The 26,341-nt window shown below is 65.3% G+C and carries 23 protein-coding genes; 12 read left to right on the top strand and 11 right to left on the bottom strand.

All coding sequences use genetic code 11. The features are described from left to right. Positions 1-48: 48 nt before the first annotated feature. The 3 genes from KKR91_RS14250 (at position 49) to KKR91_RS14260 (ending at position 2,479) form a co-directional block, all read left to right on the top strand. Positions 49-828, top strand: a complete 780-nt coding sequence (locus tag KKR91_RS14250; RefSeq protein WP_210227802.1) for a transporter substrate-binding domain-containing protein — start codon at positions 49-51, stop codon at positions 826-828. Positions 829-914: 86 nt separating this feature from the next. Then, positions 915-1,700 carry an amino acid ABC transporter permease gene (locus KKR91_RS14255; protein ID WP_210227801.1) on the top strand — a complete coding sequence of 262 codons (786 nt, stop codon included), beginning with the start codon at positions 915-917 and terminating at the stop codon, positions 1,698-1,700. A gap of 5 nt (positions 1,701-1,705) precedes the next feature. Next, a complete protein-coding gene (locus KKR91_RS14260; RefSeq protein WP_210227800.1) occupies positions 1,706-2,479 on the top strand; it encodes an amino acid ABC transporter ATP-binding protein in 774 nt (257 codons plus the stop codon). An 81-nt stretch (positions 2,480-2,560) separates the two neighbouring features. Here the strand turns inward: KKR91_RS14260 and menD are convergent, their stop codons facing one another. From menD to hisC, 4 genes are all read right to left on the bottom strand, one after another. Beyond that, positions 2,561-4,312 (bottom strand): 2-succinyl-5-enolpyruvyl-6-hydroxy-3-cyclohexene-1-carboxylic-acid synthase, encoded by a 1,752-nt coding sequence (gene menD / locus KKR91_RS14265; RefSeq protein ID WP_210227798.1) that lies wholly within the window; start codon positions 4,310-4,312, stop codon positions 2,561-2,563. 71 nt (positions 4,313-4,383) lie between these two features. Next, positions 4,384-6,066, bottom strand: a complete 1,683-nt coding sequence (locus tag KKR91_RS14270) for a thiamine pyrophosphate-dependent enzyme (RefSeq protein WP_237687391.1) — start codon at positions 6,064-6,066, stop codon at positions 4,384-4,386. A 208-nt stretch (positions 6,067-6,274) separates the two neighbouring features. Next, positions 6,275-7,927, bottom strand: coding sequence for a thiamine pyrophosphate-binding protein (locus KKR91_RS14275; RefSeq protein ID WP_210227796.1), 1,653 nt, complete (start codon positions 7,925-7,927; stop codon positions 6,275-6,277). A gap of 17 nt (positions 7,928-7,944) precedes the next feature. After that, positions 7,945-9,030, bottom strand: coding sequence for a histidinol-phosphate transaminase (gene hisC / locus KKR91_RS14280; RefSeq protein WP_210227795.1), 1,086 nt, complete (start codon positions 9,028-9,030; stop codon positions 7,945-7,947). Positions 9,031-9,356: 326 nt separating this feature from the next. On the opposite strand from hisC, the gene KKR91_RS14285 reads away from it, so the two are divergent. After that, a complete protein-coding gene (locus KKR91_RS14285) occupies positions 9,357-10,760 on the top strand; it encodes an amino acid permease (RefSeq protein WP_210227794.1) in 1,404 nt (467 codons plus the stop codon). A gap of 34 nt (positions 10,761-10,794) precedes the next feature. Here KKR91_RS14285 and KKR91_RS14290 read toward each other — a convergent pair whose 3' ends face one another. From KKR91_RS14290 to KKR91_RS14300, 3 genes are all read right to left on the bottom strand, one after another. Further along, complete coding sequence (locus KKR91_RS14290) at positions 10,795-11,622, bottom strand: VOC family protein (RefSeq protein WP_210227793.1); 828 nt, start codon at positions 11,620-11,622, stop codon at positions 10,795-10,797. Between the two features lie 158 nt (positions 11,623-11,780). Further along, a complete protein-coding gene (locus KKR91_RS14295) occupies positions 11,781-13,715 on the bottom strand; it encodes a BCCT family transporter (protein ID WP_210227791.1) in 1,935 nt (644 codons plus the stop codon). 468 nt (positions 13,716-14,183) lie between these two features. After that, on the bottom strand, positions 14,184-16,145 hold the full coding sequence (locus tag KKR91_RS14300; protein ID WP_210227789.1) for a BCCT family transporter: 1,962 nt from the start codon (positions 16,143-16,145) through the stop codon (positions 14,184-14,186). A gap of 326 nt (positions 16,146-16,471) precedes the next feature. On the opposite strand from KKR91_RS14300, the gene KKR91_RS14305 reads away from it, so the two are divergent. From KKR91_RS14305 to KKR91_RS14315, 3 genes are read left to right on the top strand one after another with little or no spacing between them, the layout of a single operon-like run. Next, on the top strand, positions 16,472-16,762 hold the full coding sequence (locus KKR91_RS14305; protein ID WP_210227787.1) for an FmdB family zinc ribbon protein: 291 nt from the start codon (positions 16,472-16,474) through the stop codon (positions 16,760-16,762). 39 nt (positions 16,763-16,801) lie between these two features. After that, positions 16,802-18,058, top strand: a complete 1,257-nt coding sequence (gene fmdA, locus KKR91_RS14310; RefSeq protein WP_210227785.1) for a formamidase — start codon at positions 16,802-16,804, stop codon at positions 18,056-18,058. Positions 18,059-18,067: 9 nt separating this feature from the next. After that, complete coding sequence (locus KKR91_RS14315) at positions 18,068-18,475, top strand: ACT domain-containing protein (protein WP_210227784.1); 408 nt, start codon at positions 18,068-18,070, stop codon at positions 18,473-18,475. Here the strand turns inward: KKR91_RS14315 and KKR91_RS14320 are convergent. Beyond that, positions 18,472-18,873: a VOC family protein gene (locus KKR91_RS14320; protein ID WP_210227782.1), complete on the bottom strand. Its 402-nt coding sequence runs from the start codon at positions 18,871-18,873 to the stop codon at positions 18,472-18,474. The two genes, KKR91_RS14315 and KKR91_RS14320, sit on opposite strands and share 4 nt — an antisense overlap. 94 nt (positions 18,874-18,967) lie before the next feature. On the opposite strand from KKR91_RS14320, the gene map reads away from it, so the two are divergent. Continuing rightward, entirely contained in the window at positions 18,968-19,738 is a 771-nt protein-coding gene (gene map / locus KKR91_RS14325) for a type I methionyl aminopeptidase (RefSeq protein ID WP_210227780.1), read from the top strand. A gap of 82 nt (positions 19,739-19,820) precedes the next feature. Here map and KKR91_RS14330 read toward each other — a convergent pair whose 3' ends face one another. Next, positions 19,821-20,078: a metal-sensitive transcriptional regulator gene (locus tag KKR91_RS14330; RefSeq protein WP_210227779.1), complete on the bottom strand. Its 258-nt coding sequence runs from the start codon at positions 20,076-20,078 to the stop codon at positions 19,821-19,823. Positions 20,079-20,235: 157 nt separating this feature from the next. On the opposite strand from KKR91_RS14330, the gene KKR91_RS14335 reads away from it, so the two are divergent. The 4 genes from KKR91_RS14335 to KKR91_RS14350 all read left to right on the top strand — a co-directional run bounded on the left by KKR91_RS14335 (position 20,236) and on the right by KKR91_RS14350 (position 23,421). After that, positions 20,236-20,415, top strand: coding sequence for a hypothetical protein (locus KKR91_RS14335; RefSeq protein WP_210227778.1), 180 nt, complete (start codon positions 20,236-20,238; stop codon positions 20,413-20,415). A gap of 97 nt (positions 20,416-20,512) precedes the next feature. Beyond that, on the top strand, positions 20,513-21,910 hold the full coding sequence (locus KKR91_RS14340) for an MBL fold metallo-hydrolase (RefSeq protein ID WP_210227777.1): 1,398 nt from the start codon (positions 20,513-20,515) through the stop codon (positions 21,908-21,910). Between the two features lie 30 nt (positions 21,911-21,940). After that, the gene (locus KKR91_RS14345; RefSeq protein WP_210227775.1) at positions 21,941-22,525 is read left to right on the top strand and encodes a rhodanese-like domain-containing protein; all 585 of its coding nucleotides are present in this window, start codon (positions 21,941-21,943) and stop codon (positions 22,523-22,525) included. Between the two features lie 8 nt (positions 22,526-22,533). After that, positions 22,534-23,421 carry a sulfite exporter TauE/SafE family protein gene (locus KKR91_RS14350; protein WP_210227774.1) on the top strand — a complete coding sequence of 296 codons (888 nt, stop codon included), beginning with the start codon at positions 22,534-22,536 and terminating at the stop codon, positions 23,419-23,421. Between the two features lie 29 nt (positions 23,422-23,450). Here the strand turns inward: KKR91_RS14350 and KKR91_RS14355 are convergent, their stop codons facing one another. Further along, entirely contained in the window at positions 23,451-24,821 is a 1,371-nt protein-coding gene (locus tag KKR91_RS14355; protein WP_210227773.1) for a nucleobase:cation symporter-2 family protein, read from the bottom strand. 43 nt (positions 24,822-24,864) lie between these two features. Further along, positions 24,865-26,202, bottom strand: a complete 1,338-nt coding sequence (locus KKR91_RS14360) for an amidohydrolase family protein (RefSeq protein WP_210227772.1) — start codon at positions 26,200-26,202, stop codon at positions 24,865-24,867. Positions 26,203-26,341 lie beyond the last annotated feature (139 nt).

Below are 26,341 nucleotides of genomic sequence, written 5' to 3' on the forward strand. Positions count from 1 at the left end.
CCAAGGGGCAATCGCCACTGGCTCCGTCCACGAAAAGGTTGTAGATCCATGCTGAACAAAGCACGCAAGACCGCCCTGGCCGCCATGGCCCTGAGCGCCCTGGCCCTGACGGCCTGCGGCGGCGGTGACACCGAGGCATCCGATTCCGGGCTTGGCCTGGTCTCGGAAGGCAGCCTGACGGTCTGCTCCGACATTCCGTACCCGCCCTTTGAATTCGAGGAAAACGGGGAATACACCGGTTTCGATATCGATCTGATCCGCGAGATTGCCACCGGCATGGGCCTGGAACTGGATGTGCAGAAGCAGGGCTTCGAAGCCATCCAGGGCGGTACTGCGGTAAGCGCCGGAATGTGCGACCTGAATGCCAGCGCCATCACCATCACGCCGGAACGCCAGGCAAACCTGGAATTCAGCGATCCGTACTATGAATCGCTGCAGACCCTTCTGGTACCCGCCGGATCGGACATCAAGTCAATTGCCGACCTGGCCGGCAAGAGCGTTGGCGTGCAGCAGTCCACCACGGGTGCCGCCTATGCGCAGGAAAACGTCAAGGATGCCGAGATCATCGAATTCCCCAGTGACGGCGAACTGTTCCAGGCCATCCAGGCCGGCAACATCGACGCCATCCTGCAGGACATCGCCGTCAACACCGATCACACGAAGGAGGGCGACTTCGAGATTGTCGAGGAGTACGAGACCGGCGAGTCCTACGGTTTCGCGGCAAAGAAGGGCAACACCGCCCTGATCGAAGACATCAACGCCCAGCTGACCGAGCTGCGGGACAACGGCAAGTACCAGGAAATCTACGACGCGTACTTCGCCGAATAAGCACTGACCAGCACTGAACGTTCCGCCGTCCCGGGTTGTGATCCAATCCGGGACGGCGCCACACATCTTCCGCGGAAGGCTCCATTTTGAAACCGTCCACCCGCAGACGCCTCTTCCGAGGCGTCCTGTATGCCATCTTTATCCTGGTCGTCGTGGCCGTAGTCCTGCTCGCGGACTGGAAAGCCATCGGGGTGAACTTCTTTGACCCTGAGGTTGCCCGGGAGGCCTTCCCCACCATCATCACGGTGGCCGCGAAGAACACCGTTATCTACACCGCCATCGCCTTTGCCGGCGGCCTGCTCCTGGGCCTGATCCTGGCACTGATGAAGCTCTCCCCCGTGGCGCCCTATCGCTGGGCCGCCACCGCCTACATCGAAATCTTCCGCGGCCTGCCGGCCCTTCTGGTGATCTTCGCCTTTGCCTTCGCCGTACCGATCGCATTCCAGTGGCGCCCACCGGGCGGCAACGCCGGTGCCGGCCTGATGGCCCTGATCGTGGTGTCCGCCGCGTACATCGCCGAGACCATCCGTGCCGGAATCCAGGCTGTTCCTTCCGGGCAGACCGAAGCCGCCCGTTCCCTGGGCATGGGTCCGGCCTGGACCATGATCTCCGTGACCCTGCCGCAGGCTTTCCGCATCATTACCCCGCCGCTGACCAATGAGCTGGTGATCCTGATCAAGGACACCTCGCTGCTGTTCATTGCCGGCATGGCGCTGGCGGACCGCGAGCTCACCACGTTTGCCCGCGACGCCGTCTCGCAGAACGCCAACGCCACTCCGCTGGTGCTGGCAGCCCTGATGTACCTGATCATCACGCTGCCGCTGACGCAGCTGGTGGCCAGGCTTGAACGCCACAACCAGAGAGGCCGGTGACTGCCATGAGCACTGCAGCATTCAGCTCCCCCGCCGCCGCCAACACCGCGGTCCCCGCCATTGAAGTGCGGAACCTGCACAAGAGCTTCGGCTCCAACGAGGTCCTCAAGGGCATCGACTTCCATGTGGCCCAGGGCGAAGTGGTCTGCGTGATCGGCCCGTCCGGGTCCGGCAAGTCCACTCTGCTGCGCTGCGTCAACCGCCTGGAGGAGCCCACCAGCGGCACCATCATGGTGGAGGGCGTGGACATCACCGATCCCGAGACGGACCTGGACAAGGTCCGCACCCGGATCGGCATTGTGTTCCAGCAGTTCAACCTCTTCCCGCACCTGAACGTGCTGAAGAACCTGACCCTGGCCCAGCGCCGGGCCAAGAAGCGCGGCAAGGCCGAGGCCGAGCTGATCGCCCGCAAGAACCTGGACAAGGTGGGCCTGGGCGACCGCGGCGCAGCCTTCCCCGCCCAGCTCTCCGGCGGGCAGCAGCAGCGTGTGGCCATTGCCCGGGCGCTGTCCATGGATCCGGACATGATGCTCTTCGACGAGCCCACGTCCGCCCTGGACCCGGAACTGGTGGGCGACGTGCTCGCCGTCATGCGCAAGCTGGCCGAAGAGGGCATGACCATGATGGTGGTGACCCACGAGATCGGCTTCGCCCGCGAGGTCGGCGACCGCGTGGTCTTCATGGACGGCGGCGTCGTCGTCGAGCAGGGCCGCCCCACGGACGTGCTGGACAACCCGCAGCACCCGCGCACCCGCGAGTTCCTCTCCAAGGTCCTCTAGCCGCTGCAGCTTGCACGGCAACAGCCCTTCCGCACATTGCGTGCGGGAGGGCTGTTCCCGTTTCCGGGCCGTTATGCCGGGCTACCTGGCGCGGGGTGCCAGCACCGCCTGGACCGCGCCCTTGACCTTCGCATGCAGCCCGCGCAGCGAGGCCCGCTGCACCGGAACCTCCAGGATGGACCGGCCGGAAATAGGGGCGTCCAGGGCGGCGTCGAGCTCCTCAATGCTGCGGACCACTTGGTACTGCACCCCGTAGGCAGCGGCCAGCGCCGCCAGGTCAGCGGTGTGCGGCGTACCGAAGAAGCGCTCGACGACGGCGGTGTATTCCGCCTGCTCCTCCCCCAGCGCGCCGTGCTCCAGGGTGGAGAAGATGCCGCCGCCGCCGTCGTTCAGCACCACGATCTGCAGGTCGGGCTCGGGTTCGCCGGTGCCGAGCAGGAGGGCGCCGGCGTCGTGCAGGAAGGTCAGGTCGCCGAGCAGCAGGCGGGTGGGGATGCCGTTGGCCAGCGCGATGCCCGACGCCGTGGCGATGGTGCCGTCGATGCCGGCCAGTCCGCGGTTGGCGTAGACGTCCAGCGGGTGCCAGTCCGGGGCGGCCATCAGGTCCAGGTCGCGGATCGGGTTGGAGGAGCCGAGCACCAGGTTGCCGTCGGTGTGGTCCCAGACCAGGTCGGCGACGTGCAGGCCGTTGAGTTCACTCTGCCCGTCCAGCAGGGAGGCGATTGCTGCAGTCGCTGCAGCGGAGGCTTTCTGCCAGCGCCCGAGCCAGCCGGGAGTGCCTCGGCCGGCGAAGTCGAAGAGGCCGGACAGGTCGGTGATGATGGTTTCGGGCCGGCGGCCGGGGGTGAACCAGTTGACCGGCCGCGGCACGTAGATCGCCTTTTCCACATCGCGGCGGGCCAGCAGGCCGGCCACCGGACGGGACAGTGTGGGACGGCCGAAGACCACCACCCGCTCGATCTCCGGGCCCAGCTCCTCGAGCAGCAGCCGGTACGCGTTGATTGCGTTGGGGCCGAAGCGCGCATTGGAGGACGGTTCTGCCAGCAGCGGCAGACCGGCACGGCGGGCAAACAGGGCGGCGATCTCCCCTGCGCCGTCGCCGGCAATGACCACGGCACGGTGCGTGCCGTCGTGGTTCGCCAGCACTGCGGCTTCCCGTCCGGTGGCGACGGGGTCGGCGGGCAGATCCGCGTCCGGGAGTTCGGCGTAGGCTGCTGCCAGTTCGCCGGTGTCACCGTCCTGCGGGATCAGCGGGTCGCGGAACTGCAGGTTGATGTGGATCGGTCCCACCGGGTTGCCGGCACTGACCTCGTCGAAGGCCGCGCTGATCGCCCCTGCCGGGTCATCGCCGGCACGGACGTTTGCGGTGGAGGCGGGGAACTGGGCGAAGATGCCGGGCTGGACGGTCGTCTGGTTGGCCCCGGTGCCGTGCAGTTCCGCGGGGCGGTCGGCCGAGAGCACCACCAGCGGCACACCGGCGTGATGGGCTTCCATCACGGCCGGCATCAATTCGCCCACCGCGGTGCCCGAGGTGGTGACGACGGCGGCCGGCCGGTGTCCGCCGCGCGCCAGGCCCAGGGCGGTGAAGCCCGCGACCCGTTCGTCGATCCGCACGTGGACCGTCACCCGGCCCTGCACTTCGGCTTCCGCCAGGGCATAGGCCAGCGGGGCGCTGCGCGAGCCCGGGGCGATGACGACGTCGCGCACCCCTGCCGCAGTCAGTGCCGACACCGCTGAGCGGGCTGCCTGCAGGGAACTGAGGTTGCTGGCCGACGCCGGGTCAGCGGAGTCTGCGGCGGAGGACGGGCTGGGGGACTTCGAGGTTCCGGTCACCCCTCCATCCTAGGGTTCCGGGTGCGGGTTATGACCTTGAGAGCCGCCGTCCTCCCCTCTGCGGCCCTTCATCAGTAGGCCCGAACCCGCTGTTCCACGACCAGGTGGATGAGCGCAAAGGTCTTGTCCACATCAATGGCCCGAAGGGCTGCCTCGACAGCGGCGGGCACATCGGGGTCGCGCTCCACCTTGATGCCGAAACCGCCAAAGGCCTGGGCCATCACCGCAAACTCGGGGTTTTTCAGCTGGGTTCCGGAGACCCGGTCCGGATAGTGGCGCTCCTGGTGGGTGCGGATCGTGCCGTACTCCTGGTTGTCCATCACGATCACCAGCGGAGTGGCCCCGTATTGGGCGGCCGTGGCCAGCTCCTGGCCGTTCATCAGGAACTCGCCGTCACCGGCAATCGTCACCACGCGCCGGCCCGGGTAGGTCAGTGACGCAGCGACCGCCGACGGCACGGAGTACCCCATGGAACCGTTGCGGGCGCTGACCATCGAGGCGTACCGCTTCGTGGGGAAGTACCGGTGGGCCCAGTTGGTGTGCTCGCCCGCGCCCAGGGTGACCATGGCGTCGTCGGGCAGCGTGGGCACCAGATGTGCCATCAGCGTGTCCATCTTCGCCGGCCCCTGGCCGGGGGCGGCCGTCGGCAGGGCGGCGAATGATTCCTGTTCACCGCGCATGCGGGAGGTCCAGGCTTTCCATTCGTCCTTGACCGGCAGATCCATCAGCACCAGGTCACGGACAAAGACGTCCGGCTTGGCGACGATCTGGTAGGAGACCGGACCGGAGCGGCCGCGCAGCGAGGGATCGATTGTGACGAGGAAGTTCTTCTTGCCCCAGTCCTGCCGGGCGACAAAGCCATCGGTGAGCACGTCACCGGGCACGGTGCCGACAAAGACCAGCAGGTCCGTCTCTTCGAGCAGGTCGTAGGTGGGCTTCGGCCGGCCGTACCCGATCGGTCCGACGTAGGAGGGTGAGTCAAAGGGTACGGTTCCTTCGCAGCGCCATTCGGCGGCGGCGGGGAGGTGGTGTTCCTCCAGCCACCGGGTGAGGGCATCCGCGCCTTCCTGCGTCCAGTCATTGCCACCGGTGACAAACAGCGGCTTGTCCGCTTCCTTCAGCGCAGCCTGCAGCGCTTTCCAATCCGTCACGGTCATGCCGCCGGGAGCAACAGGAATCGGCGGATGCAGGACGGCGCTGATTTCCTTGCGGATGATGTCTTCGGGAAGGCCGACGACGACGGGGCCGGGACGGCCGCTCATGGCGGCAAAGATCGCCTCGGCCACAATCTCGGAGGCCCGCTCCGGGTGGTCCAGGACCATGACGCGTTTGGCTCCCGTGTCGAACCAGGCTTTGATATCGAACTCCTGGAAAGCTTCACGGTCCCGGTGCTCAAACGGAATCAGGCCCACAAAGAGCACCATCGGCGTGGAATCCTGCCAGGCAGTGTGCAGGCCAACGTGCGCGTTGGCGGCGCCCGGCCCGCGCGTGACCATGGCGATCCCGGGCAGCTGCTGCATCTTGCCGGCAGCCTCGGCCATATACGCGGCCCCGCCTTCGTGCCGGCACACGATCGTCTCGATCGGTGAGTGGTGCAGCCCGTCCAGCACATCCAAGAAGCTCTCACCGGGCACCACGTACGTGCGTTCCACCCCGTGGGCAGCCAGCGAATCAACAATCACATGGCCTGCCGACTTGGTGGCGGGGGCGTCGGAAAAGGTGCATGCCTGAGGCAGCTCTGACATCGTTGTCATCTCGTCACTTTCGTTGCTCGAATCAAAGGCGCCGCCAGACTGTCAACGACGTTCGAAATCCCCCAGCGGGCCACCCATCTCGGCTCTGAGGTGGGATTATCGTAACCGCACGGGGTTCTAATCCGGTGAAGTGTGACGAAGGCCGAACTCTGCGCCACAGCGCCTCGAGCCCGGGTCAGGCAGTGGTGCCCAGCCCCGCTCAGCCCGATCAGCGCCGGGCGGCATCCGCAGCGAGAATGGGCGCCATGCTTTCGCGCATGTAATCGGCAACCTCGGTTTGGGTGACGGCCACATCAAGCACGAAGAGGCCCTCGGCACCGGCGCAGAGCCATTCCTTGAGCATCTGAAGGTCGGACAGGGAACGCACTTTCACGCCCTGCGCACCCATGGCAATGCCGAGGGCGCTGAAGTCGACTTCCGGGATCTGCATGGCGGTATCGTCCAGGCCGCGGGCTGCGTACTGATGGACTTCGGCGCCGTAAGCGGCGTCGTTGAAGACCACCATCACACCGCTCGGAATGGCACGGACAGCTGATTCGAGGTCGGCCAGGGCCATCAGGGCCCCGCCGTCGCCGGCGATCAGCACGGTGGTGCGGTCCGGGCGGGCCACCGCCGCACCCACCGCTGCAGGGATTCCCAGGCCGATGGACTGGAACGCGGTGCCCACCATCATGAGGCCCTGCGGATCGGGCGCCTCGCAGTACATCGGGATCCAGCCGCAGAAGTGCCCGCCGTCCTGGACGATGGTGCGCTCGGTCGGCAGGAGGGTATCGAGGGCCTGGGCGACGGCGCGCGGGTTCAGCCGGCCGTCGGCCGCAAATTCCTCTGCCGGCTGGTCCTGGGCGAACGCGGAAGTGGTCACCTCAGGGTGTTCGGTCCGCCAGCCGTCGACGGCGGAGACCGCGGCGGTCAGCGCAAGGGCCGTTTCCCGGACATCGGCCTGCACAAAGGTGGAGACCCGGGGGTTGGTCGGGGCGGCAAGTTCATCGATCTGGATGACCTCGGCATCCTCGGCGAACAGCGAGCCGTACCTGGTCTGGAAGGCATTGAGGCTGGCGCCGGCCACGAGGACCAGGTCAGCGGAGCGCATCAGCTGCAGCGGCGCCATCCGTGCGAACCCGCCGGCGATGCCCAGGTCCCAGGGGGTATCGAGGCTGTTGCGGGCCATGACGGAGGTGGCGAACAGGGCGCCGAGCTTATCGCCCAGCTCCACCAGGGCCGTCCCCGCGCCGGAGATCACGGCGCCGTTGCCGGCCAGGAAAAGCGGGCGCTTGGCCCGGTTCAGCAGGGTAGCCAGGTGTTCGACGACGGCGGGTTCCGGTGCCGTCCGAACGACCGGCAGCGGCTGTGCTGAAGTTTCCTGAGGCCCGGCGGGTTCGTTGGAGAGGTCGTAGGGAATGGACAGGACAACGGGGCACCGTTCGCGGCGGGCGGTGGACCAGGCTTCTTCCGCGAGACGCTCGGCGTTTCCGGTGCCGACGCTGAGGGTCAGGACGCCCAGGCCCCGGGCGACCATCAACTGGTCGATGTCCCACGGCCGGGGACCGGTGGTCGGCGCTTCGCCCACGACAACCACCATGGGCGTGCGTGCCTTGGCCGCTTCGGTGAGGGCGGTCAGGGAGTTGGTGAACCCTGCCCCGTAGGTCACCGTTGCCACCGCAACTTTGCCCGAGGCCCGGTAATAGGCGTCGGCCATGGCGACTGTTCCGGCCTCATGCCGGGCGCTGATATACGGCAGGCCCCGGGCGGTGAGGTTGGAGGTGAAAAACGCGTTGCCGTTGCCCATCAGGCCAAAAACAACCTCGGTGTGCCGCGCGCATACCTCGGCGACGACGTCGGAAACGTTCGGGTGCTCTGTCATGTCTGTATTCCTTGAGGTTAGTGCAGGGGTGCCAGCAGGGCGGCGGCGTGCCGGGCCACGTCCAGGATCCGGTCGTTGGCCTCGGGAGAACCAACGGTGATGCGGATGCCTTCGTCGGCGAAGACGCGCACGGAGAGGGCTTTCTCCTCGAACAGTGCGGCCAGTGCCGCGGTGTGGTCTCCGCTGTCGAGCCAGAGGAAGTTCGCCTCCGAGGGCTGGACGGGCAGGCCGGCCTCCAGCAGGCCTTCGTGCAGGCGGCGGCGCTCCTGAACAAGGATGTCGATCCGCTCCTGCAGTTCGTTCTCGGCCTGCAGGGAGGCCACGCCGGCGGTCTGGGCCAGCGACGTCACGCCAAACGGAACGGCGACCTTGCGCAGGTTGGTGACCAGTTCCGGTGCCGCGATGGCGTAGCCCAGCCGCAGCCCGGCCAGGCCGTAGGCCTTCGAGAACGTGTGCAGCACTGCAACGTTGGGGTACTTGCGGAACATGTCGATGCCGACGGCGGTGTCCGCGTCGCGGTTGAAGTGGACGTAGGCCTCATCGAGGACGACGAGCGTGTCAGCGGGCACCGACTGGATGAACGCCTCCACCGCCGCGGCGCTGAGCACTGCGCCGGTGGGGTTGTTCGGGTTGCAGACAAAAATCAGCCGCGTCCTCGGGGTGACCGCGGCAGCCATCGCGGCGAGGTCATGCCCGCCGTCGGCCGTCAGCGGAATGGGCTGCGGTGTGGCGCCCGCGGAGGTGGCCAGCAGCGGGTAGGCCTCGAAGGACCGCCAGGCAAACATCACCTGGTCGCCCGGGTTCGTGACGGCGAGGATGATCTGGCTGGCGACCTCAACGGACCCGGCGCCGAGTGCAATGTTCTCCGCGGAGACGCCCCACCGGCCGGCGATGGCAGCGGTGAGTTCCCCGGCCGCTATTTCCGGATACAGGTTGATGCTCGAAACCGCTCCGGTCACGGCCTCGATCACGGAGGGCAGCGGCGGGTACGGATTCTCATTGGAGGAAAGCTTGAATGCCTTGAGCCCGTTGGTGCCGCCGGGTGTTTTTCCCTGGCGGTAGGGCGGAAAGTTTTCGAGTCCGGCACGGTGCGGAATGTTCATGGGGGTTCTCCTGGTGAGCCGGAGGTGAAAGATAGTCGCAGCGCCGGAGCGCTTCCCGACGAGGCTAGGGTAATTTCGCTCACATAAACAAGCTGCACAGCGATCGCCGGACAGAGTGCATCATAAAACGACCCGCAGTGCCTCTTTTTATGTACAAATTGCACAGTTTTCAGCGGCCAATTTGCCCACCCCATATTTTGTGACTAGCGTCACGTCGGGTGCCAGGCACGGACGGATCCTCTTCCACTCACCGGTTGTGCCGCGGGCAGCCCCTTGTTTTTCCGAGGCGGGTTTTCTCCGCCTCCCTACGCTTGTGAGGCATCTGCATGACTGCTGATACGACAACAACCGGTGCGCTGCGCGCGACGCGGCCCGGACTGGGACGATCGATGAATTCCCGGCAACTGACCATGATGGGCCTGGGCAGTGCCATCGGTGCCGGACTCTTTCTCGGCTCGGGTGTGGGCGTGCAGGCAGCCGGACCGGCCGTCCTGATTTCCTATCTGGTTGCCGGCGCCCTGGTCATCATCGTGATGCAGGCCCTGGGTGAACTGGCAGCAGCGAATCCCAGCAGCGGGGCGTTTTCCGTCTACACGCAAAAGGCCTTCGGCAAGACTGCCGGTTCCGCCGTCGGCTGGCTTTGGTGGTTCCAGCTTGTGGTGGTGATCGCCGCCGAAGCCATCGGTGCTGCCGGTCTTCTCTCCTCCGTTCTGCCGACTGTCCCGGTCTGGCTGATGGCCCTGTCCTTCATCGCCGTGTTCACCCTCATCAATGCGACGGGAGTGAAGAACTACGGTGAGTTCGAGTTCTGGTTCGCCATCCTCAAGGTCGCCGCCATCATCGTGTTCCTGGCGATCGGCGCGGCTCTGGTTTTCGGCTGGCTGCCCAACGTCGCCTCCCCCGGGCTGGGCAACCTCTTTGACCACGGCGGTTTTGCTCCGGCCGGCTGGCCCGGCATCGCGGCCGCCCTGCTCGTGGTGGTCTTTGCCTTTGGCGGCACGGAGATCGTCAGCGTCGCCGCGGCTGAAACGGCCGATCCGGTCCGGAGCGTGGGCAAGGCCATCCGGACGGTTGTCTGGCGGATCCTGGTCTTCTACATCGGCTCGCTGACCGTGATCGTCCTGGTCGTTCCGTGGGAATCCGAAGCGCTCAGCTCCCCCTTCGCCGCGGTCCTGGCTACCGCGCAGATTCCGGGAGCGGAGACCGCCATCGTCCTCGTGGCCGCCGTCGCCCTGCTGTCGGCACTGAACGCCAACCTGTACGGCGCCTCCCGGATGCTCTACTCGCTGGCCGAGCGCGGGGACGCCCCCAAGGCGGTGCTGAAGCTGAACAAGGCAAAGGCTCCCGTTCTCGCCGTGCTGCTGTCGGTAGCCGTCGGCATCGTCTCCACCGTGCTGGAACTCTTCTTCCCGGACCGCGTCCTCCCGGCGCTGCTGAATCTTGTGGGGTCGACCATTCTCCTGGTGTGGGCGTCGGTGCTGCTGTCCCAGTTTGTGCTCCGCCGCAAGGCTGACCGCACCGGCCAGGACCTCATGCTGCGGATGCGGGCCTTCCCTTACCTGACGCTGGCCGGAATCGGGTTGCTGGCAACCATCCTCATCCTGAGCTGCTTCGACGGCGCCGCCCGGACGCAGCTGCTGTCCACCGTTGCCCTCACCGCCTGCATCGCCGCCGGCTGCTGGTGGGCACACAGATCCCGCGACCGGCGGCCCGCCCCCACGGATGCCTAACCGTTCCCGCCCAGGTTCCCTGGATACAGGCGGTTCAGCCCGACGGCGGCGTGAACTGGCTGGCCGTGAATGCCGCGCCCTGCGGGTCGCGGATCAGCGCTGTGCGGGACCACTGCTCATCGTCCTGGTCCAGGATGGTGGCGCCAAGCCGCCCGGCCAACGCGGCCGTCTGGTCACGGTCGGCCACGGCAAACGTCACATGCCAGTGCGGGCGTTCTCTCGGGGTGGCTGCCGCAATCCAGGCGACGGCATCCTCGAAGCCGGAAGGCGTAAAAACTGCCGCCTGCCGCTCGCGGATGTCGGGGTCCACCGTCGCCGCCAGGTGGTCGCCGTAGCCCGGCCTGCGGACCAGCCAGCCGTAGCCAAGGTCGTCGACCTCCCAGTTGAACGCCTCACGGTAGAACGCCGTGGCCGCGCCGACGTCGGGCGTATGGAGATCACTGAAGTTCCACGCCCCCGGTGAATTGACCACCTGCGTCCCCGGCCGCCGTCGGGCCTGCCAGAGGCGGAACCCGGCGCCGTCCGGATCGGCCAGCGCCGCGGCGCGGCCGCCCTCGCCCGCATCGACAGGGGCGGACGTCACGGAGGCGCCCAGGGATTCCAGCCGGCGGGCGGCGGCATCGGCGTCGTCTACGGCTATATAGGTGTTCCATGACGCGGCAGCCCCGGAGGTGCCGGCCAGCCCGCCGATGTCCCCGCCATCGAGCCTTGCTATCAGATAGCGGCCCGGGACGCCCGGCGGCGTGGCGTCTTCGAAGGTCCAACCAAAGAGCCCGCCGTAGAACTCAGCGGCCGCGTCGACGTCGGGCTGCTCGGTGTCGATCCAGCTCGGCACGCCCGCCGGATAGGTCCTTTGCGTCATGGCTGGCTCCCGTCCACGGCCCACAGCCTAGTCTGCCGGGAACCCGCAAGGTACCCCGGAGACGCCGGAGGGTTATTGCCTGACCAGCCCCACCGCTCGTTAAAGACCGGGAGCGGGAACCACACGGTTCCCGCTCCCTGTTCTACCCGGACAGAGCCTTAGTCGATGGCGCCGGTTTTCGCTTTGTCCGGCTGCTCCTCCTCCGGACCCTCTAAGACGTCCTGATCCTGCACGTTGTCCGTGTACCAGTCGGTGAGGGCGGGATCGTTGCTCTTGAAGTCGGCGCCGGCGCCTTCGGCCTCCGGCACGTGCGCGGTGCCGAAGACGAAGTCGTCACCGTGCTCGTCAATGCCGCGGCGCACCCCGCCGCTGATGGCCTCCAGCGCGTACCGGCGCCGGATCATCAGCGGGTCGTTGCGCAGGTCCTTGGCCCAGGAGACCATCACGCCGACCAGGATGATGGTGAACGGCAGCGCGCAGGTCACCATGATGGACTGCAGTCCCGAGAGGGCGTTGCGGCCGCCTGCCAGCAGCAGGAACATGGCGATCAGCCCGAGTGCCACCGACCAGATGATGGTCACCGATTTAGAGGGCACGGGCCGGCCCGACTGGGACATCGAGCCCATGACGTTGGCGGCCGAGTCCGCGGCGGTGACGAAGAAGACCAGAATCGCGAGCAGGCACACGATGGGCGTCACGGAGCTGAGCGGCAGGTTGGCCAGCAGATCGAACATGACGTTCTCTCCGGTGCCCTCCACCGTCAGGTCCAGCCCGTTCCGGTTCATCCAGATGGCGGTGCCGCCGAAGACCGTGTACCAGCAGACGGAGATGGTCAAGGGAACGAAGACGACGACGGTGACGAACTGGCGCAGGGTGCGGCCCTTGGAAATCTTGGCGATGAACATGCCGACGAACGGCGACCAGGAGATCCACCAGGCCCAGTACAGGGTGGTCCAGCCGGTCAGGAACTCCTCCTGCTCGGCGCCCTGCCCGGCGAAGACGGTCAGCATGTCCGGCAGGTTGCCGGCAAACGCGATGAGCGAGGCCGGCAGCAGATCGAGCAGGAAGAACGTCGGCCCGGTCAGCAGGACAAAGAGAATCAGCAGAATGACCAGGGTCATGTTGAGGTTGGAGAGCAGCCGGATGCCCCTCTTGATGCCGGCGACCGCGGAGATGGTGAAGACAACCGTCAGGAGGCTGATGGCGACGACGACGAAGCCGTTGCCCAACTCCTGGCCCGTAATGATCGAGACTCCGGTGCGGATCTGGATCGCGCCGATGCCCAGCGAGGTCGCGGTGCCGAACAGTGTCACCAGCACGGCGGAAACGTCGATGATCTTTCCGAGCACCCGGTTGTTGCCGTCGGGGAAGACCGGTTCGAACAGCGACGAAATCAGCGGCAGCCGGCCGCGCCGGAACGAGGCGTAGGCCAGGGCGCCACCCACCAAGGCGTAGATGACCCAGGCGAGACTGGCCTGGTGCAGGAAGGTGATCGACATGGCCGGCAGGATGGCGGCGGAGGTGCCGGCCTCGGCATCAGTCGAGGGCGGCGGGGAGAGGAAATGGCTGAGCGGCTCCATCGGCCCGTAGAAGATCAACGCGATGCCCAGACCAGCTGCGAACAGCATGGAGATCCAGGACGTCGTGGAGTACTCCGGCGTGCTGTCGTCGGCCCCCAGCCGGATCTTGCCGGTCGGCCCGAAGCCGACCACCAGCATAAAGATCGCGGCGGCAACCATGGTGGCGTTAAACAGCCAGCCGAAATGCACAACCACCCAGCCCTGTATGCCGGTGCCCACGGAACTGAGGTTGTCCGGCGCAAAGATCGACCACGCCAGAACGGTGAGAGAGATGGCCATGGCAAAAATGAACACGCTGCGCCGGGTCGGATAGCTGACCCCGGTGTCCTCAACGCTGATGCCCGGGATCAGCCCGGGATGGAGGCTGAGCGCTGGGGCGGAAGCAGCAGTACGCAGCGCTTTTTTCACACGCTCAACCGGACGCCCGGCGGGCTTGCGCACCGGAGACCCGGACACGCTCGATCCGTCGGTACTGCCGGAGACATGCTCTGGGGGTGAAGAGTCGAAATTCATAACGCTAAACATTAGTGCAAGGACGTAAATTACTCTAATTCATGTGAATTGCTCCGCACCTTCCAATTCACCAGGCAAGCGCGGCAAGCACTCTCATATCATACCGCGGCAGCACGAATCTCACCGACGGACCCAAGGTCCGGTTGGTCACAGTGCGGCCACTCCAAACCGCCGGAACCGTGCTCCACGCCCGGGTCCGACTCCCGGAAGAGTGCATCGAAGTTGCCGGCAGCACAGCCGGCAGATATACGCAAAGTCCCAACAATTGAAATTCCCTGCATTAATCATTCCAATCATTCTTAGGCGCAATATCAACAGCCGTATCGTTGGCAAAGATTCCGTGTCCCCATGCACCCATCCCGCGCAATCCAGACCTCGGAAAGTTATTGCCTGACCAGCCCACCGCTCATTAAAGACCGGGAGCGGGAACCACACGGTTCCCGCTCCCGTTTCTACCCGGACAGAGCCTTAGTCGATGGCGCCAACCTTCGCTTTGTCCGGCTGATCCTCCTCCGAGTGCTCCTCCTCAGGACCCTCAACGACGTCCGGCTCCTGCACGTTGTCCGTGTACCAGTCCGTGAGGGCGGGATCGCCGCTCTCGAAGTCGGCGCCGGCGCCTTCGGCCTCCGGCACGTGCGCAGCGCCGAACACGAAGTCATCGCCATGCTCGTCAATGCCGCGGCGCACGCCGCCGCTGATGGCCTCCAGTGCATACCGGCGCCGGATCATGTAGGGATCGCTGCGGAGCTCCTTGGCCCACGAAACCATCACCCCGATCAGAATGATCGTGAACGGCAGCGCGCAGGTCACCATGATGGACTGCAGTCCCGAGAGGGCGTTGCGGCCGCCAGCCAGCAACAGGGCCATGGAGATCAGCCCAAGTGCAGCCGCCCACACAATTGTGACCGCCTTTGAGGGCACGGGCCGTCCGGACTGGGACATGGAACCCATGACATTGGCTGCGGAGTCCGCAGCGGTGACGAAGAAGATCAGGATGGCAAGCAGGCAGACAATCGACATTACGGAGCTGAAGGGAAGGTTGCCGAGCAGGTCGAACATAACGTTCTCCCCCGCGCCCTTCACCGTCATGTCCATTCCGTTCTGGTTCATCCAGATGGCGCTGCCGCCAAAGACCGTGAACCAGCCAATGGAGATGGCAGAGGGAACGAAGACCACAACGGTGACGAACTGGCGCAATGTGCGGCCCTTGGAAATCTTCGCAATAAACATCCCAACAAACGGGGACCAGGAGATCCACCAGGCCCAGTACAGAGTGGTCCACGCAGTCAGATATTCCTCTTCGCCGGCGCCTTGGCCGGCAAAGACGGTGAGCATGTCCGGCAGGTTCCCGAAAAACGCGATCAGTGCGACGGGCAGCAGATCAAGCACGAAGAACGTCGGCCCGGCCAGCAGGACGAAAACGGCAAGCAGGATAACCAGGGCCATGTTGGCATTGGACATCAGCCGGATGCCCTTTTTGATGCCCGCCACGGCGGAAACCGTGAAGACAATGGTCAGGATGGTGATCGCGACGACGACAAACCCGTTCCCCAACTCCTCCCCGGTAATGATTGAGACTCCGGTGCGGATCTGAAGCGCCCCAATGCCCAGCGACGTCGCAGTTCCGAAGAGGGTAACCAGGACGGCAAAAATATCAATGATCTTGCCCAGAACGCGGTTGTTGCCGCCAGGGAAGACCGGCTCAAACAAGGAGGAAATCAGCGGCAGCCGCCCGCGCCGGTATGAGGCGTAGGCCAGGGCGCCGCCCACCAGCGCGTAGATGCACCAGGCGATGCTGGCCTGGTGCAGGAAGGCATCCGTCATGGCCGGAAGGATGGCGTCGGAGGTGCCCGCCTCGGCATCCGTAGAGGGCGGCGGGCTCAGGAAGTGGCTGAGCGGTTCCATCGGTCCATAAAAAATCAGTCCGATGCCGAGGCCCGCGGCAAACAGCATGGAGATCCAGGAAGCGGTGGAGTACTCAGGTGTGCTGTCGTCGGCACCGAGGCGGATCTTGCCGGTGGGTCCGAAGCCCACCACCAGCATGAACACCACGATGGCCACCACGGTGGCGTTGAACAACCAGCCGAAACGAGTGACCACCCACCCCTGCATGGTGGTGCCCACCAGATTGAGATTCTCCGGCGCAACAGCTGCCCAGGCCAGCACGGCGAGCGAAATGGCCATGGCGAAGATGAACACGCTGCGCCGGGTCGGGAAGCTGGCACCGGTATCTTCGACGCTGATGCCCGGAACGAGTCCGGGGTGGATGCCGAAGGATGGCTGCGAGGCAACATGGCCAACGCGTCGGAGGGCTTTCTTGACCCGACCAACGGGTCGGCCGGGGGCGGCATGGCCCGCTGCTGAAACGGTGACGGTTGACCCGTCATTACTGCCTGAGACGTGCTCTGGAGGTGAAGAGTCGGAATTCATAAGCAATGACATTATCTCAAGAGTTATGACAACTCCGATTCTTTGGAGACAACCGGATGAACCGTAGCAGAATCACCCGCCGTCAAACTCCGTCATATGACTGCAGCAATCCCCGGATTTGTGAAAAGGTATGCGCCCGAAATGCCAGCGGAGACAATTGCTGCAATTCCAGCCGTGGTTTAAGGAGCAAACTACTTGGATGGCTGCCCCGGTTCCCTTGCAGCCGCTGCGTTGACTCGCCACAACCCCCTCCCTAGGCTGGCGGGCAAGCCGGAGCGGCACGCGTTTTCCTCCATCGCCGCCCGCAGCTGCTTGAAGGGATGGCCATGCCGCTCTATGCCTACCACTGCCCGGAGTGCTCAGACTTCGAGTTCTCCTGCCCCATGGGCTCCGCGCCCGGTTCCCTCCCCTGCCCGGCCTGCGGTGCACCCTCGCCGCGGCGCTTCACCGCCCCCAATCTTTCCCGCACGTCGTCCAGTGCTTATCAACTGATCGAGAGGACGCAGCGTTCGGCGGCGGAGCCCGACGTCGTCCGCTCCCCCGCACCCGGCCCGCGAACCGGCGCGCAAAACATCACCACCAATCCGCTCCACCGGAAGCTGCCCCGCCCCGACTAAACCGGACAGACAAGCCCGCACCCAGCTAAGGAGTCCGTTATGCCCCAGAATGTCTTTCCCCTTGATTCGTCCAGGAAATTCGAAAACCAGGAAAAGGTGGGCCATAACCGGTGGCATCCGGAGATTCCGCCCGTTGCCGTACTGAAGCCCGGCGATTCCTTCCGGGTGGATTGCCGGGAATGGTTCGACGGCGCGATTGTCAATGATGACTCGGCCGAGGACATCCTGAACGCTCCGCTGCTGACCGTGCACAAGCTCAGCGGTCCGTTTGCCGTGGAGGGCGCGCAGCCGGGGGACCTGCTGGTGGTGGATATCCTCGACGTCGGGCCCATTCCGCAGGAGGACAGCGGTCCGCTGGCCGGCCAGGGCTGGGGCTACACCGGGATCTTCGCGCGGGAGAACGGCGGCGGGTTCCTCACCGAGCAGTTCCCCGACGCGTACAAAGCCATCTGGGATTTCACCGGACAGAGAGCAACCTCCCGGCACGTACCCGGTGTTTCCTTCACCGGACTGATCCATCCCGGGCTGATGGGCACCGCGCCGTCGGCGGCCCTGCTCGCGAAGTGGAACCAGCGCGAGGGCGACCTGATCGCCACCGACCCGCACCGGGTGCCGCCGCTGGCCCTCCCGCCCGAGGCCGAACACGCCGTGCTGGGCAGCCTGCCCCGGGATCAGTGGGGGCGGGTGGGTGCCGAAGCCGCACGCACCGCGCCGCCGCGGGAGAACGGCGGCAACCAGGACATCAAGAACCTGTCCAAGGGCAGCAGGATTTTCTATCCGGTGTTCGTGGACGGCGCGAACCTCTCCGTCGGTGACCTGCACTTTTCCCAGGGCGACGGCGAAATCACCTTCTGCGGCGCGATCGAGATGGGCGGCTTCATCGACCTGCGGGTGGACATCATCAAGGGCGGCATGGACACCTACGGGGTGCACGAAAACGCGATCTTCATGCCAGGGAACGTGGATCCGCAGTTCACCGAGTGGATTGCCTTCTCCGGGACCTCGGTGACGCTCGACGGCGAGCAGCGTTACCTCGACTCGCATCTGTCCTATCAGCGGGCCTGCCTGCACGCGATCGATTACCTCACCAAGTTCGGCTACAGCCCGGAGCAGGCCTATCTGCTGCTCGGGGCCGCGCCGATCGAGGGCCGGCTTTCGGGCGTGGTGGATATTCCCAACTCGTGCTCAACGGTCTACATCCCGACGTCCATCTTCGACTTCGATGTGCGGCCCTCAGCGTCCGGGCCGTTCCAGATCGACCCGGGCATCGGGGCGCCGCGGGCCAGCAACCCGTAAGCTCTACCCATGCCCCTTCCGGCCACTCCTTCCGTAGACCTGCACGTCCTTGCCGGGGACTACGTGATCGCCCGGCTTCCGCCAGAGGCAGCGGCTCCCGCTGCCCTCTTGGCGGCTCGGCTAACAGCCGGATTTGTGTCAGTCACCCGTACCCCGCAGGAACTTTCGATTGTCTGCCCCGCCGCGCTGGCCCCGGACGCCGCCGAAATCGACGGAACCTGGGCTGCCCTTTATGCCTCCGGCCCCATTCCCTTCGGCCTGACCGGCGTGGTGACGTCGCTGGTCGCACCGCTTTCCGCAGCCGGATGTCCGGTGTTTGTGGTCTCGACCTTTGACGGCGACATCCTCATGGTTCCGTCAGCGCAGTACGAAACGGCCCGCGGCCTGCTGCACGCGGCAGGCCACACCCTTCATTAGGGATTGCCCGCGGCAGCACGCCGCTCGGCATCGCTGCGCAGGATGCAGAATTCGTTGCCCTCCGGATCGGCAAGCACCACCCATCCGGTTCCGTCCGGCAGGCGCCGGTCGTCAACTTCACGGGCGCCCAGTCCCAGCAGCCGCTCGAGTTCCTGGTCCCGGGTGCCCTCGGCCGGCTGGAGGTCCAGGTGGACGCGGTTCTTGACCTGCTTGGCGTCCGGCACTTCAATGAACAGCAGCCGCTGGGTGCCGTCCGGGGAAAAGATCATGCACTCCTCGTCCTGCGGACCGTTCGGGTCATCGGGGTCCTCGCGGAATCCGAGCACCCCGCTCCAGAACACCGACTGGGCGAAGGCATTGAGGCTGTCAAAGGACGTGTGCGAGATCAAAGCTGTCATGACGCCCAGCCTATTCGTACGGGGTAGGCGAGACGCCTGCGCCAAGCGCCGATACGATTGCCGGGATAGTTATTGGAGAAGAGAAGGGCGCCACATGATTGAGCTGATGACCCCCGCCGAAATAGAGCGGGGAAAGGTAACGGGTGCCCTGGTCGCAGACATCCTGCAGGCGATGAAGGCCCGCAGCACCGTCGGAACCAACCTCCTGGACATCGACCGCTGGGCCAAGGCCATGATCCTCGAAGCCGGTGCCGTCTCCTGCTACGTCGACTACGCCCCGTCCTTCGGGCGCGGGCCGTTTGGACACTACATCTGCACCTCCGTCAACGACGCAGTGCTCCACGGCCTGCCGCACAACTACACGCTGGCCGACGGCGATCTGGTCTCCCTGGACCTCGCGGTCTCGAAGGCCGGAGTGGTTGCCGACTCCGCCATCAGCTTTGTCGTGGGTGAGTCGGTCTCAGCGGCGGATACCGCCATGATCAGCGCCACCGAACGCGCGCTGGCCGCAGGCATCGCCGCCGCCGGCCCCGGCGCCCGGATCGGCGATATCTCGCACGCCATCGGCTCCGTCCTCACCGCGGCCGGCTATCCGGTGAACACCGAGTTCGGCGGGCACGGCGTCGGCTCCACCATGCACCAGGACCCGCACATCACAAACACCGGACGTCCCGGCCGCGGCTACAAACTGCGCCCAGGGCTGCTGCTGGCACTGGAGCCGTGGGTCATGGCGGATACCGCCACGCTGGTGACCGACGACGACGGATGGACGCTCCGCAGCGCCACCGGCTGCCGCACCGCGCACAGCGAGCACACGATCGCCATTACCGACGACGGCGCCGAGATCCTCACCCTGCCGAGCTAGCGTCAAGGCCCGGCCCAACTCCCGCCCAGACATCCAACCGGCGGCGTCGCACCTGCGACGCCGCCGGTTTTTTCTGTCCGTTCTAGGCCAGTGTGAGGAAGAGTTTTTCCATATCGGCGCGGTCGGCGGTGGAATCCTCGTTGGCCAGGCACTGTTCCAGGCCGGTGGCGATGATGGAGAACCCCGCCCGGTCGATCGCCTTGGAAGCTGCGGCAAGCTGCGTCACCACTGCTTTGCAGTCGGTGCCTTCTTCCAGCATGCGGATGACAGCGTTGAGTTGCCCACTGGCCCTCTTGAGCCTGTTGATGGCTGGTTTCATGTCGTCTGACTCAAGCTGCATGGGTTGCCCCTTTCCGTGTCCGTGTCCCACCAGCTTATACCCCCTGGGGTTTTAGTCATCGGTGAAAAAGCGGGATTTGGATACCCCTGGGGGTATATGCCAGACTCGAAGCAGACGGGGTTCTTCCCCCAACCCACCTGCCTCAAAGGAGAAACCCATGTGCCGTGCCGTTACGTGCCGCAACTGCCGGAAAATGACCTGGGCCGGATGCGGCCAGCATGTCCAGCAGGTCATGGCCCATATTCCCCGCGCCGAGCGCTGTTCCTGCGCCGCAAACCCGCCCGCCGGGAATTCAGCTGCCCCCAAGGGCTGGCTGGCCCGGCTCTTCAGCCGCTAGGCCGCTGCAGCCCCGCTGATCCGGGGCGCAACCGGGACCACCCCTGGACCCGGATACCCCTCGGGTATCAATTGCTGGAAGAATCCAAGGAGAAAAAATGCTTCTCGAACGTATTTATGATGAAGACCTGGCCCAGGCCAGCTACCTGATCGGCTGCCAGGCCAAGGGCGAAGCCATTGTGGTGGACGCCCGCCGCGACATCGAGGTATACCGCCGGCTTGCTGCCGCCAACGGCATGAAGATCGTTGCCGTCACCGAAACCCACATCCACGCCGACTACCTCTCCGGCACCCGCGAACTCGCCGCCGCCACCGGCGCACAGATCTACGTTTCAGGCGAAGGCGGACAAGACTGGCAGTACGGCTTCGAGGGCGAGCGGCTCTTCGACCAGTCGGCCATCAAACTGGGCAACATCACCGTCAAGGCCCTGCATACCCCCGGTCACACCCCCGAGCACCTGTCCTTCCTGATCACCGACGGCGCCTTCAGCGACAGCCCCGGCTTCCTGCTGTCCGGAGACTTCGTGTTCTCCGGCGACCTGGGCCGCCCTGATCTGCTGGACGAGGCCGCCGGCGGCGTCGACACCCGCTTTGCCGGGGCGCACGACCTGTTTGTCTCCCTAAAGGAAAAATTCCTTACCCTGCCTGACTACGTCCAGGTCTACCCCGGCCACGGTTCGGGCAGCGCCTGCGGCAAGGCCCTCGGCGCCATCCCGTCCTCCACCGTGGGCTACGAGCGCAGCTTCGCTTGGTGGGGCCCGTTCCTGGAAGCCGACGACGAGGCAGGATTCGTTGCCGCACTGCTCGACGGACAGCCCGATGCGCACGCCTACTTTGGCCGGATGAAGCGCCAGAACCGCCAGGGCCCGGCCGTGATGGGCGAACGCCCGGCACTGACTGAAATCCCGGTGGAAACGGTTGCCGCCCGTCTGGCTGCCGACGAAATCTCACTGGTGGATACCCGTTCCCACAGCCTGGTCCATGAGGGCACGGTGCAGGGGGCAGTGAATATCCCCGCCGGAACGAAGTTCGCCAGCTTCGGAGCCTGGGCCCTGGACCCGGAAAGTGACGACCGCCCGGTTCTCCTGCTGGCCGGGAACCAGGAAACAGCCATGGACATGTGGGACCACTTGGTCCGGGTGGGCATCGATGCCGTCGCCGGATACATCACCTCGCTGGACGGGCTCCCGGTCTCTACACCCCGGACCATTTCCCCGGCGGAACTGGAGGACTTCAACGCCGCACTGGTGCTGGACGTCCGCAACAAGACCGAGCACGCTGCCGGCCATGTGCCCGGCTCCGGCCAGCTCAGCGCCGGGCGCGTGCTCTGGAACACCGACCAGCTGCCGGCCGAGGGCACCATCGTGACCTACTGCCAGTCCGGTGTCCGCAATTCGGTGGCTGCCTCCGCCCTGCGCCGCGCCGGGTTCGACGTCGTCGAGCTCGAAGGCAGCTACGCAGGCTGGAACGCCTGGCGCCAGACGCAAAACGCCTAACCCGCCAAACCTTCGAGAGAAAAGAACCCCATGAGCAACACTCCCCAGACCGTTACCCCCGAAGACCTCAAGGGCTGGATGTCCTCCGGCGAGGAGGTCGTTGTGCTCGACGTGCGCTCCGCCGCCGAATTCGAAAACCTGCACATCCTGGGCTCCTACAACGTGCCGCTGCCGTTGCTGGCAGAACACACCCGCGAGCTCGCTGCCAAACTCGATACCAAGGTTGTGCTTGTCTGCCAGTCCGGTGTCCGTGCCACTGAAGCCAAGAAGAACCTTGCCGGCGTCGGCTTCGGCAACGCCCATGTCCTGGCCGGCGGCGTTCCGGCCTTCCAGCAGGCCGGCGGTGAGACCGTTGAAGGCGCCAAGCGCTGGGACCTGGAACGCCAGGTGCGCATGGCGGCCGGTTCACTGGTGATTGCGGGGCTGGCGGGCGGAAAGTTCCTGTCCCCCCGGATCCGCACTGTCGCCGGAGTTGTCGGTGCCGGCCTCACTTTCTCCGCGGCCACCAACACCTGCGCCATGGGCAAGGCCCTGTCCGCAATGCCGTGGAACAAGACGGCCAACGAGCCGACGCGTGAATCGGTTATCGCTGCACTGCCCGCTGTGAAGGCCTAACGCCCGCCATGACCGTCACCCTCGTCGCGACCCTCCTGCTGTCGGTGCTGATCGGCCTGTCTCTCGGCCTGCTCGGCGGGGGCGGGTCGATCCTCACCGTACCGATCCTGACCTATGTTGCGGGCATGAACCCCAAGGAGGCCATCGCCGCGTCACTCTTCGTCGTCGGCGTGACCTCCGCCGTCAGCGCTGTCACCCACGCCCGCAAGGGGCGCGTGAAGTGGCGCACCGGACTGATCTTCGGTGCCGCCGGCATGGCCGGGGCCTTCGGCGGCGGGCTCGTGGGAGGGCATATCCCCGGAACCATTCTCATGATCGCCTTCGCCCTCATGATGGTGGCCACCTCCATGGCGATGATCCGGGGCCGCAAGGACGTCTCTGCGGCAACCCACAACAATGATCTGCCGGTGGGCAAGGTCGTCGTTGAAGGCCTCGTCGTCGGCCTGGTCACCGGGCTGGTCGGCGCCGGCGGCGGGTTCCTCGTGGTCCCCGCGCTGGCGCTGCTCGGCGGGCTGTCCATGCCCGTGGCAGTGGGCACCTCACTGGTCGTCATCGCCATGAAGTCCTTCGCCGGGCTCGGCGGTTACCTCACCAGCGTCAGCCTCGACTGGGCTCTGGTCGGCGGAGTCACCGCTGCCGCCGTCGCCGGCTCCTTCCTCGGGGCCCGGCTGGCCGGCCGGATTCCGGAAGCTGCCCTGCGGAAGGGCTTCGGCATCTTCGTGCTGCTCATGGGCGTGTTCGTGCTGGTGCAGGAACTGCCCTCACCCGCCAATACCATCGTCGGCATAACCGCTGTCGTGCTCGCCGTGGCTGCAGTTATCTGCTGGTTCCTCGTTCCCGCCTGCCCGGTGCGCCGGGTGCTGGCCTCCACTCCAGTTCCCGCCCCGAACCCCTGACAGCCCGGGGCAGGCCTGAACGGATCCGCTCAGCTCCTCACCGGATCCCCTGAGTGGATCCGTTCAGGCACCGGGGCTTCGGGAGCCGTTCCCTTCTTGCCCACGACGTTGAAGATGAGGTTCAGGATGATCGCTCCCAGGCAGGCGAGCACGATGCTGTTATCCATGACAATCTGCAGCGAAGCGGGAAAGTTGCCGAAGATCCCGGGCTTGCTGACCGGAATCATGGCCAGGCCGAGACTCACGCTGACAATCAGCAGGTTGCCGGGATTGTTCAGGTCTGCCTTGCCGAGGATCCCGATTCCCACCGCGGCCACCCCGCCGAAGAGCACCATCGCGGCGCCGCCAAGAACCGGCATGGGAATGGCCGCGACTACCGCCGAGATTTTGGGGAACAACCCCATGAGGATCAGCAGTCCGCCCGCCGCAGCGATGGCCCAGCGGCTTTTCACTCCCGAGAGCCGGATCAGGCCGACGTTCTGCGCATAGGCGGTATACGGGAAGGAGTTGAAGATCCCTCCCACCAGGGTTGAGAGCCCGTCTGCCCGAAGCGTTGCAGCGACACGCTTTTCATCAACCTTTTCACCGGTAATATCGCCGATCGCCAAGACGTCGCTGGTGGTTTCAACCATGGTGATGAGCATTACCAGCACCATGGCCAGGATCGCGGAAATGTGAAATGTCGGGAGGCCGAAGGCAAACGGGGCGGGCAACTCGAAGACGGAAGCATCCCTGACTCCGGAGAAGTCCACCATTCCAAACGGCAGGGCCAGGAGCGTCCCCAAGACAAGGCCCAGCAACACCGCGATGCGCCCCAGGAAGCCCGCAAAGACCCGGGCAACCACGAGGATGATCGCCAGCGTTGCCACCGAGAGCAGGAGGTTCGGAACAGAAATCGCCGTAACTGACTGATCTCCGCCATTCATCCAGTTCACGGCAATAGGCACGAGGGATATGCCGATGGCCGTAATGGTTGTCCCCGTGACGACGGGCGGAAAGAGGAACAGGACCTTGCTGAAGTGCCTGGCAGCCAGGAAGGTGAACAGCCCCGCGGCCATCACCGAGCCGAAGATGGCAGGTAAACCCCACTGGCCGCCGATCAGGATCATCGGAGCCACCGCCGTGAAGGTGGTGCCTTGGACGATGGGCAGTCTCGCACCGATGTTCCAGACGCCAACGGACTGCAGGATGGTGGCCGCGCCACTGGTCAGCGCTGTGACGGCGAGAAGGTAGATCACCTGCTCCTGGGGCAGGCCCAGCGCGACGGCCAGCACGAGCGGGGCTGCCGCGATGCTCGCGTACATGGCCAGCAGGTGTTGGGCGCCGGCGAGGACCAGCTTCACCGGAGGGAGTTTTTCATCCACTGCCGAGGGTGTTTTGGTGATGGATACCGAAGCCATGCCGGCCCCTTTCAAACGGAGGATGGGAAGTGGGGTGGCGCTGTCAGGCCAGGCTGCGGGCTCTCAGGGCATGCGCGCTTTCAGCAAAGCGGCGCCGCACCTCGCCCTCGTCCACGCCGGGGATCTGCTTGTCATCAAGCAGTACATTGCCGCCCACAATGGTGAACCGGACATCGTCAGCCCGGCTGGAATAGACCAGGGTCGATTCCGGGTCGTACACCGGGAGCGTATGGGCCGTGTCGAAGTCGACGACGATGACATCGGCCGGGTGTCCCGTTGCCAGCTGTCCGAGGTCCGGGCGGTGCATCGCCGCGGCCGAACCCGTGGTGGCCAGGTTCAGGAGCTGTCGCGTGGGCAGGAACAGCGGATCCTGCGTCCGGTCCTTGTGGATCAGCCCGGCGAATTTCATTTCCTGGAACATGTCCATGGTGTTGTGGCTGGCCGGGCCGTCTGTCGCCAGCCCCACGGTAATTCCGGCGTCCACTACCGCCCCCAGGTCCAGGGTGCCGGAGACCAGCTTCGCGTTGCTGACCGGACAGTGCGCGATCTTCACGCCCCGTTCCGCCATGATGCTGCGGTCCACGTCATTCAGCCGGGTGCAGTGTGCGGCGGTGACATCCGGTCCCAGGAAGCCCAGGGACTCCAGCCACTGCACACTGGTGGTGCCGTAGGTCTGCTCCATGTATCGGACTTCGTTCATGCCCTCAGCCAGGTGGGTGTGTATGGAGACGCTGTGGTCATCGGCGACGGTCCGTGTCAGCTTCCACATTTCCTCCCCCACGGAATACGGTGCGTGGGGTGACAGAGCCACATGGATCCGCCCCTCGGCCGAGAGATGATGGCGGGCCACCTTTTCCTCGAAATGTTCCAGGGCATTCCATGACCACTGCGATATGGGCTCATAGATGCCGCGGTCGGCAAATCCATAGCCGAGGGTCGCGCGCAGTGGAATCACCTTCAGCGCTTCGGCCTCCGGTTCCACGGCATACGCATCAAAGTGCTCGTTAAAGCACGTGATTCCGGATCGCACCATTTCGATCAGCCCGCAAAGGCTCGCCCAGTAAAGCGTTTCAGGGTCGAAATTCCGCTTAAGCTTCCACATGGATTCCAGCCAGGACCACAGCTCAGCATCTTCGTCCAAGCTGCGCAGGAGCATGTTCGATGCATTGTGCGTGTGGGAATTGATGAGGCCGGGCATAATGGCCCCGCCCTTGGCATCAATGACCCGCTTGGCGCCGCTTACATCAACGGATCCCGCCTCGCCAACCCCGGCGATCATCCCGTTCCTGATGGTCACCACGCCATGGCTTATCGGCGCCTTATTATTCATAGGCAAGACGTACCCATTGATGATCGCAATATCCACATGATCTAACGTCATGGACCGACTCCTCCGTTCTGAACGCTCATTTCCGCTACAACGGAAAGATTGCGGAGGCCGCTCGGCGGATTCCCGTCCAGCGAGGCTTTAGGGCATTGGTTCGCCTCCATGCGGATCAGAATCGCAGTTCATTGTTTCC

This window comes from Arthrobacter jiangjiafuii (assembly GCF_018622995.1).
Taxonomy (GTDB): domain Bacteria; phylum Actinomycetota; class Actinomycetes; order Actinomycetales; family Micrococcaceae; genus Arthrobacter_B; species Arthrobacter_B jiangjiafuii.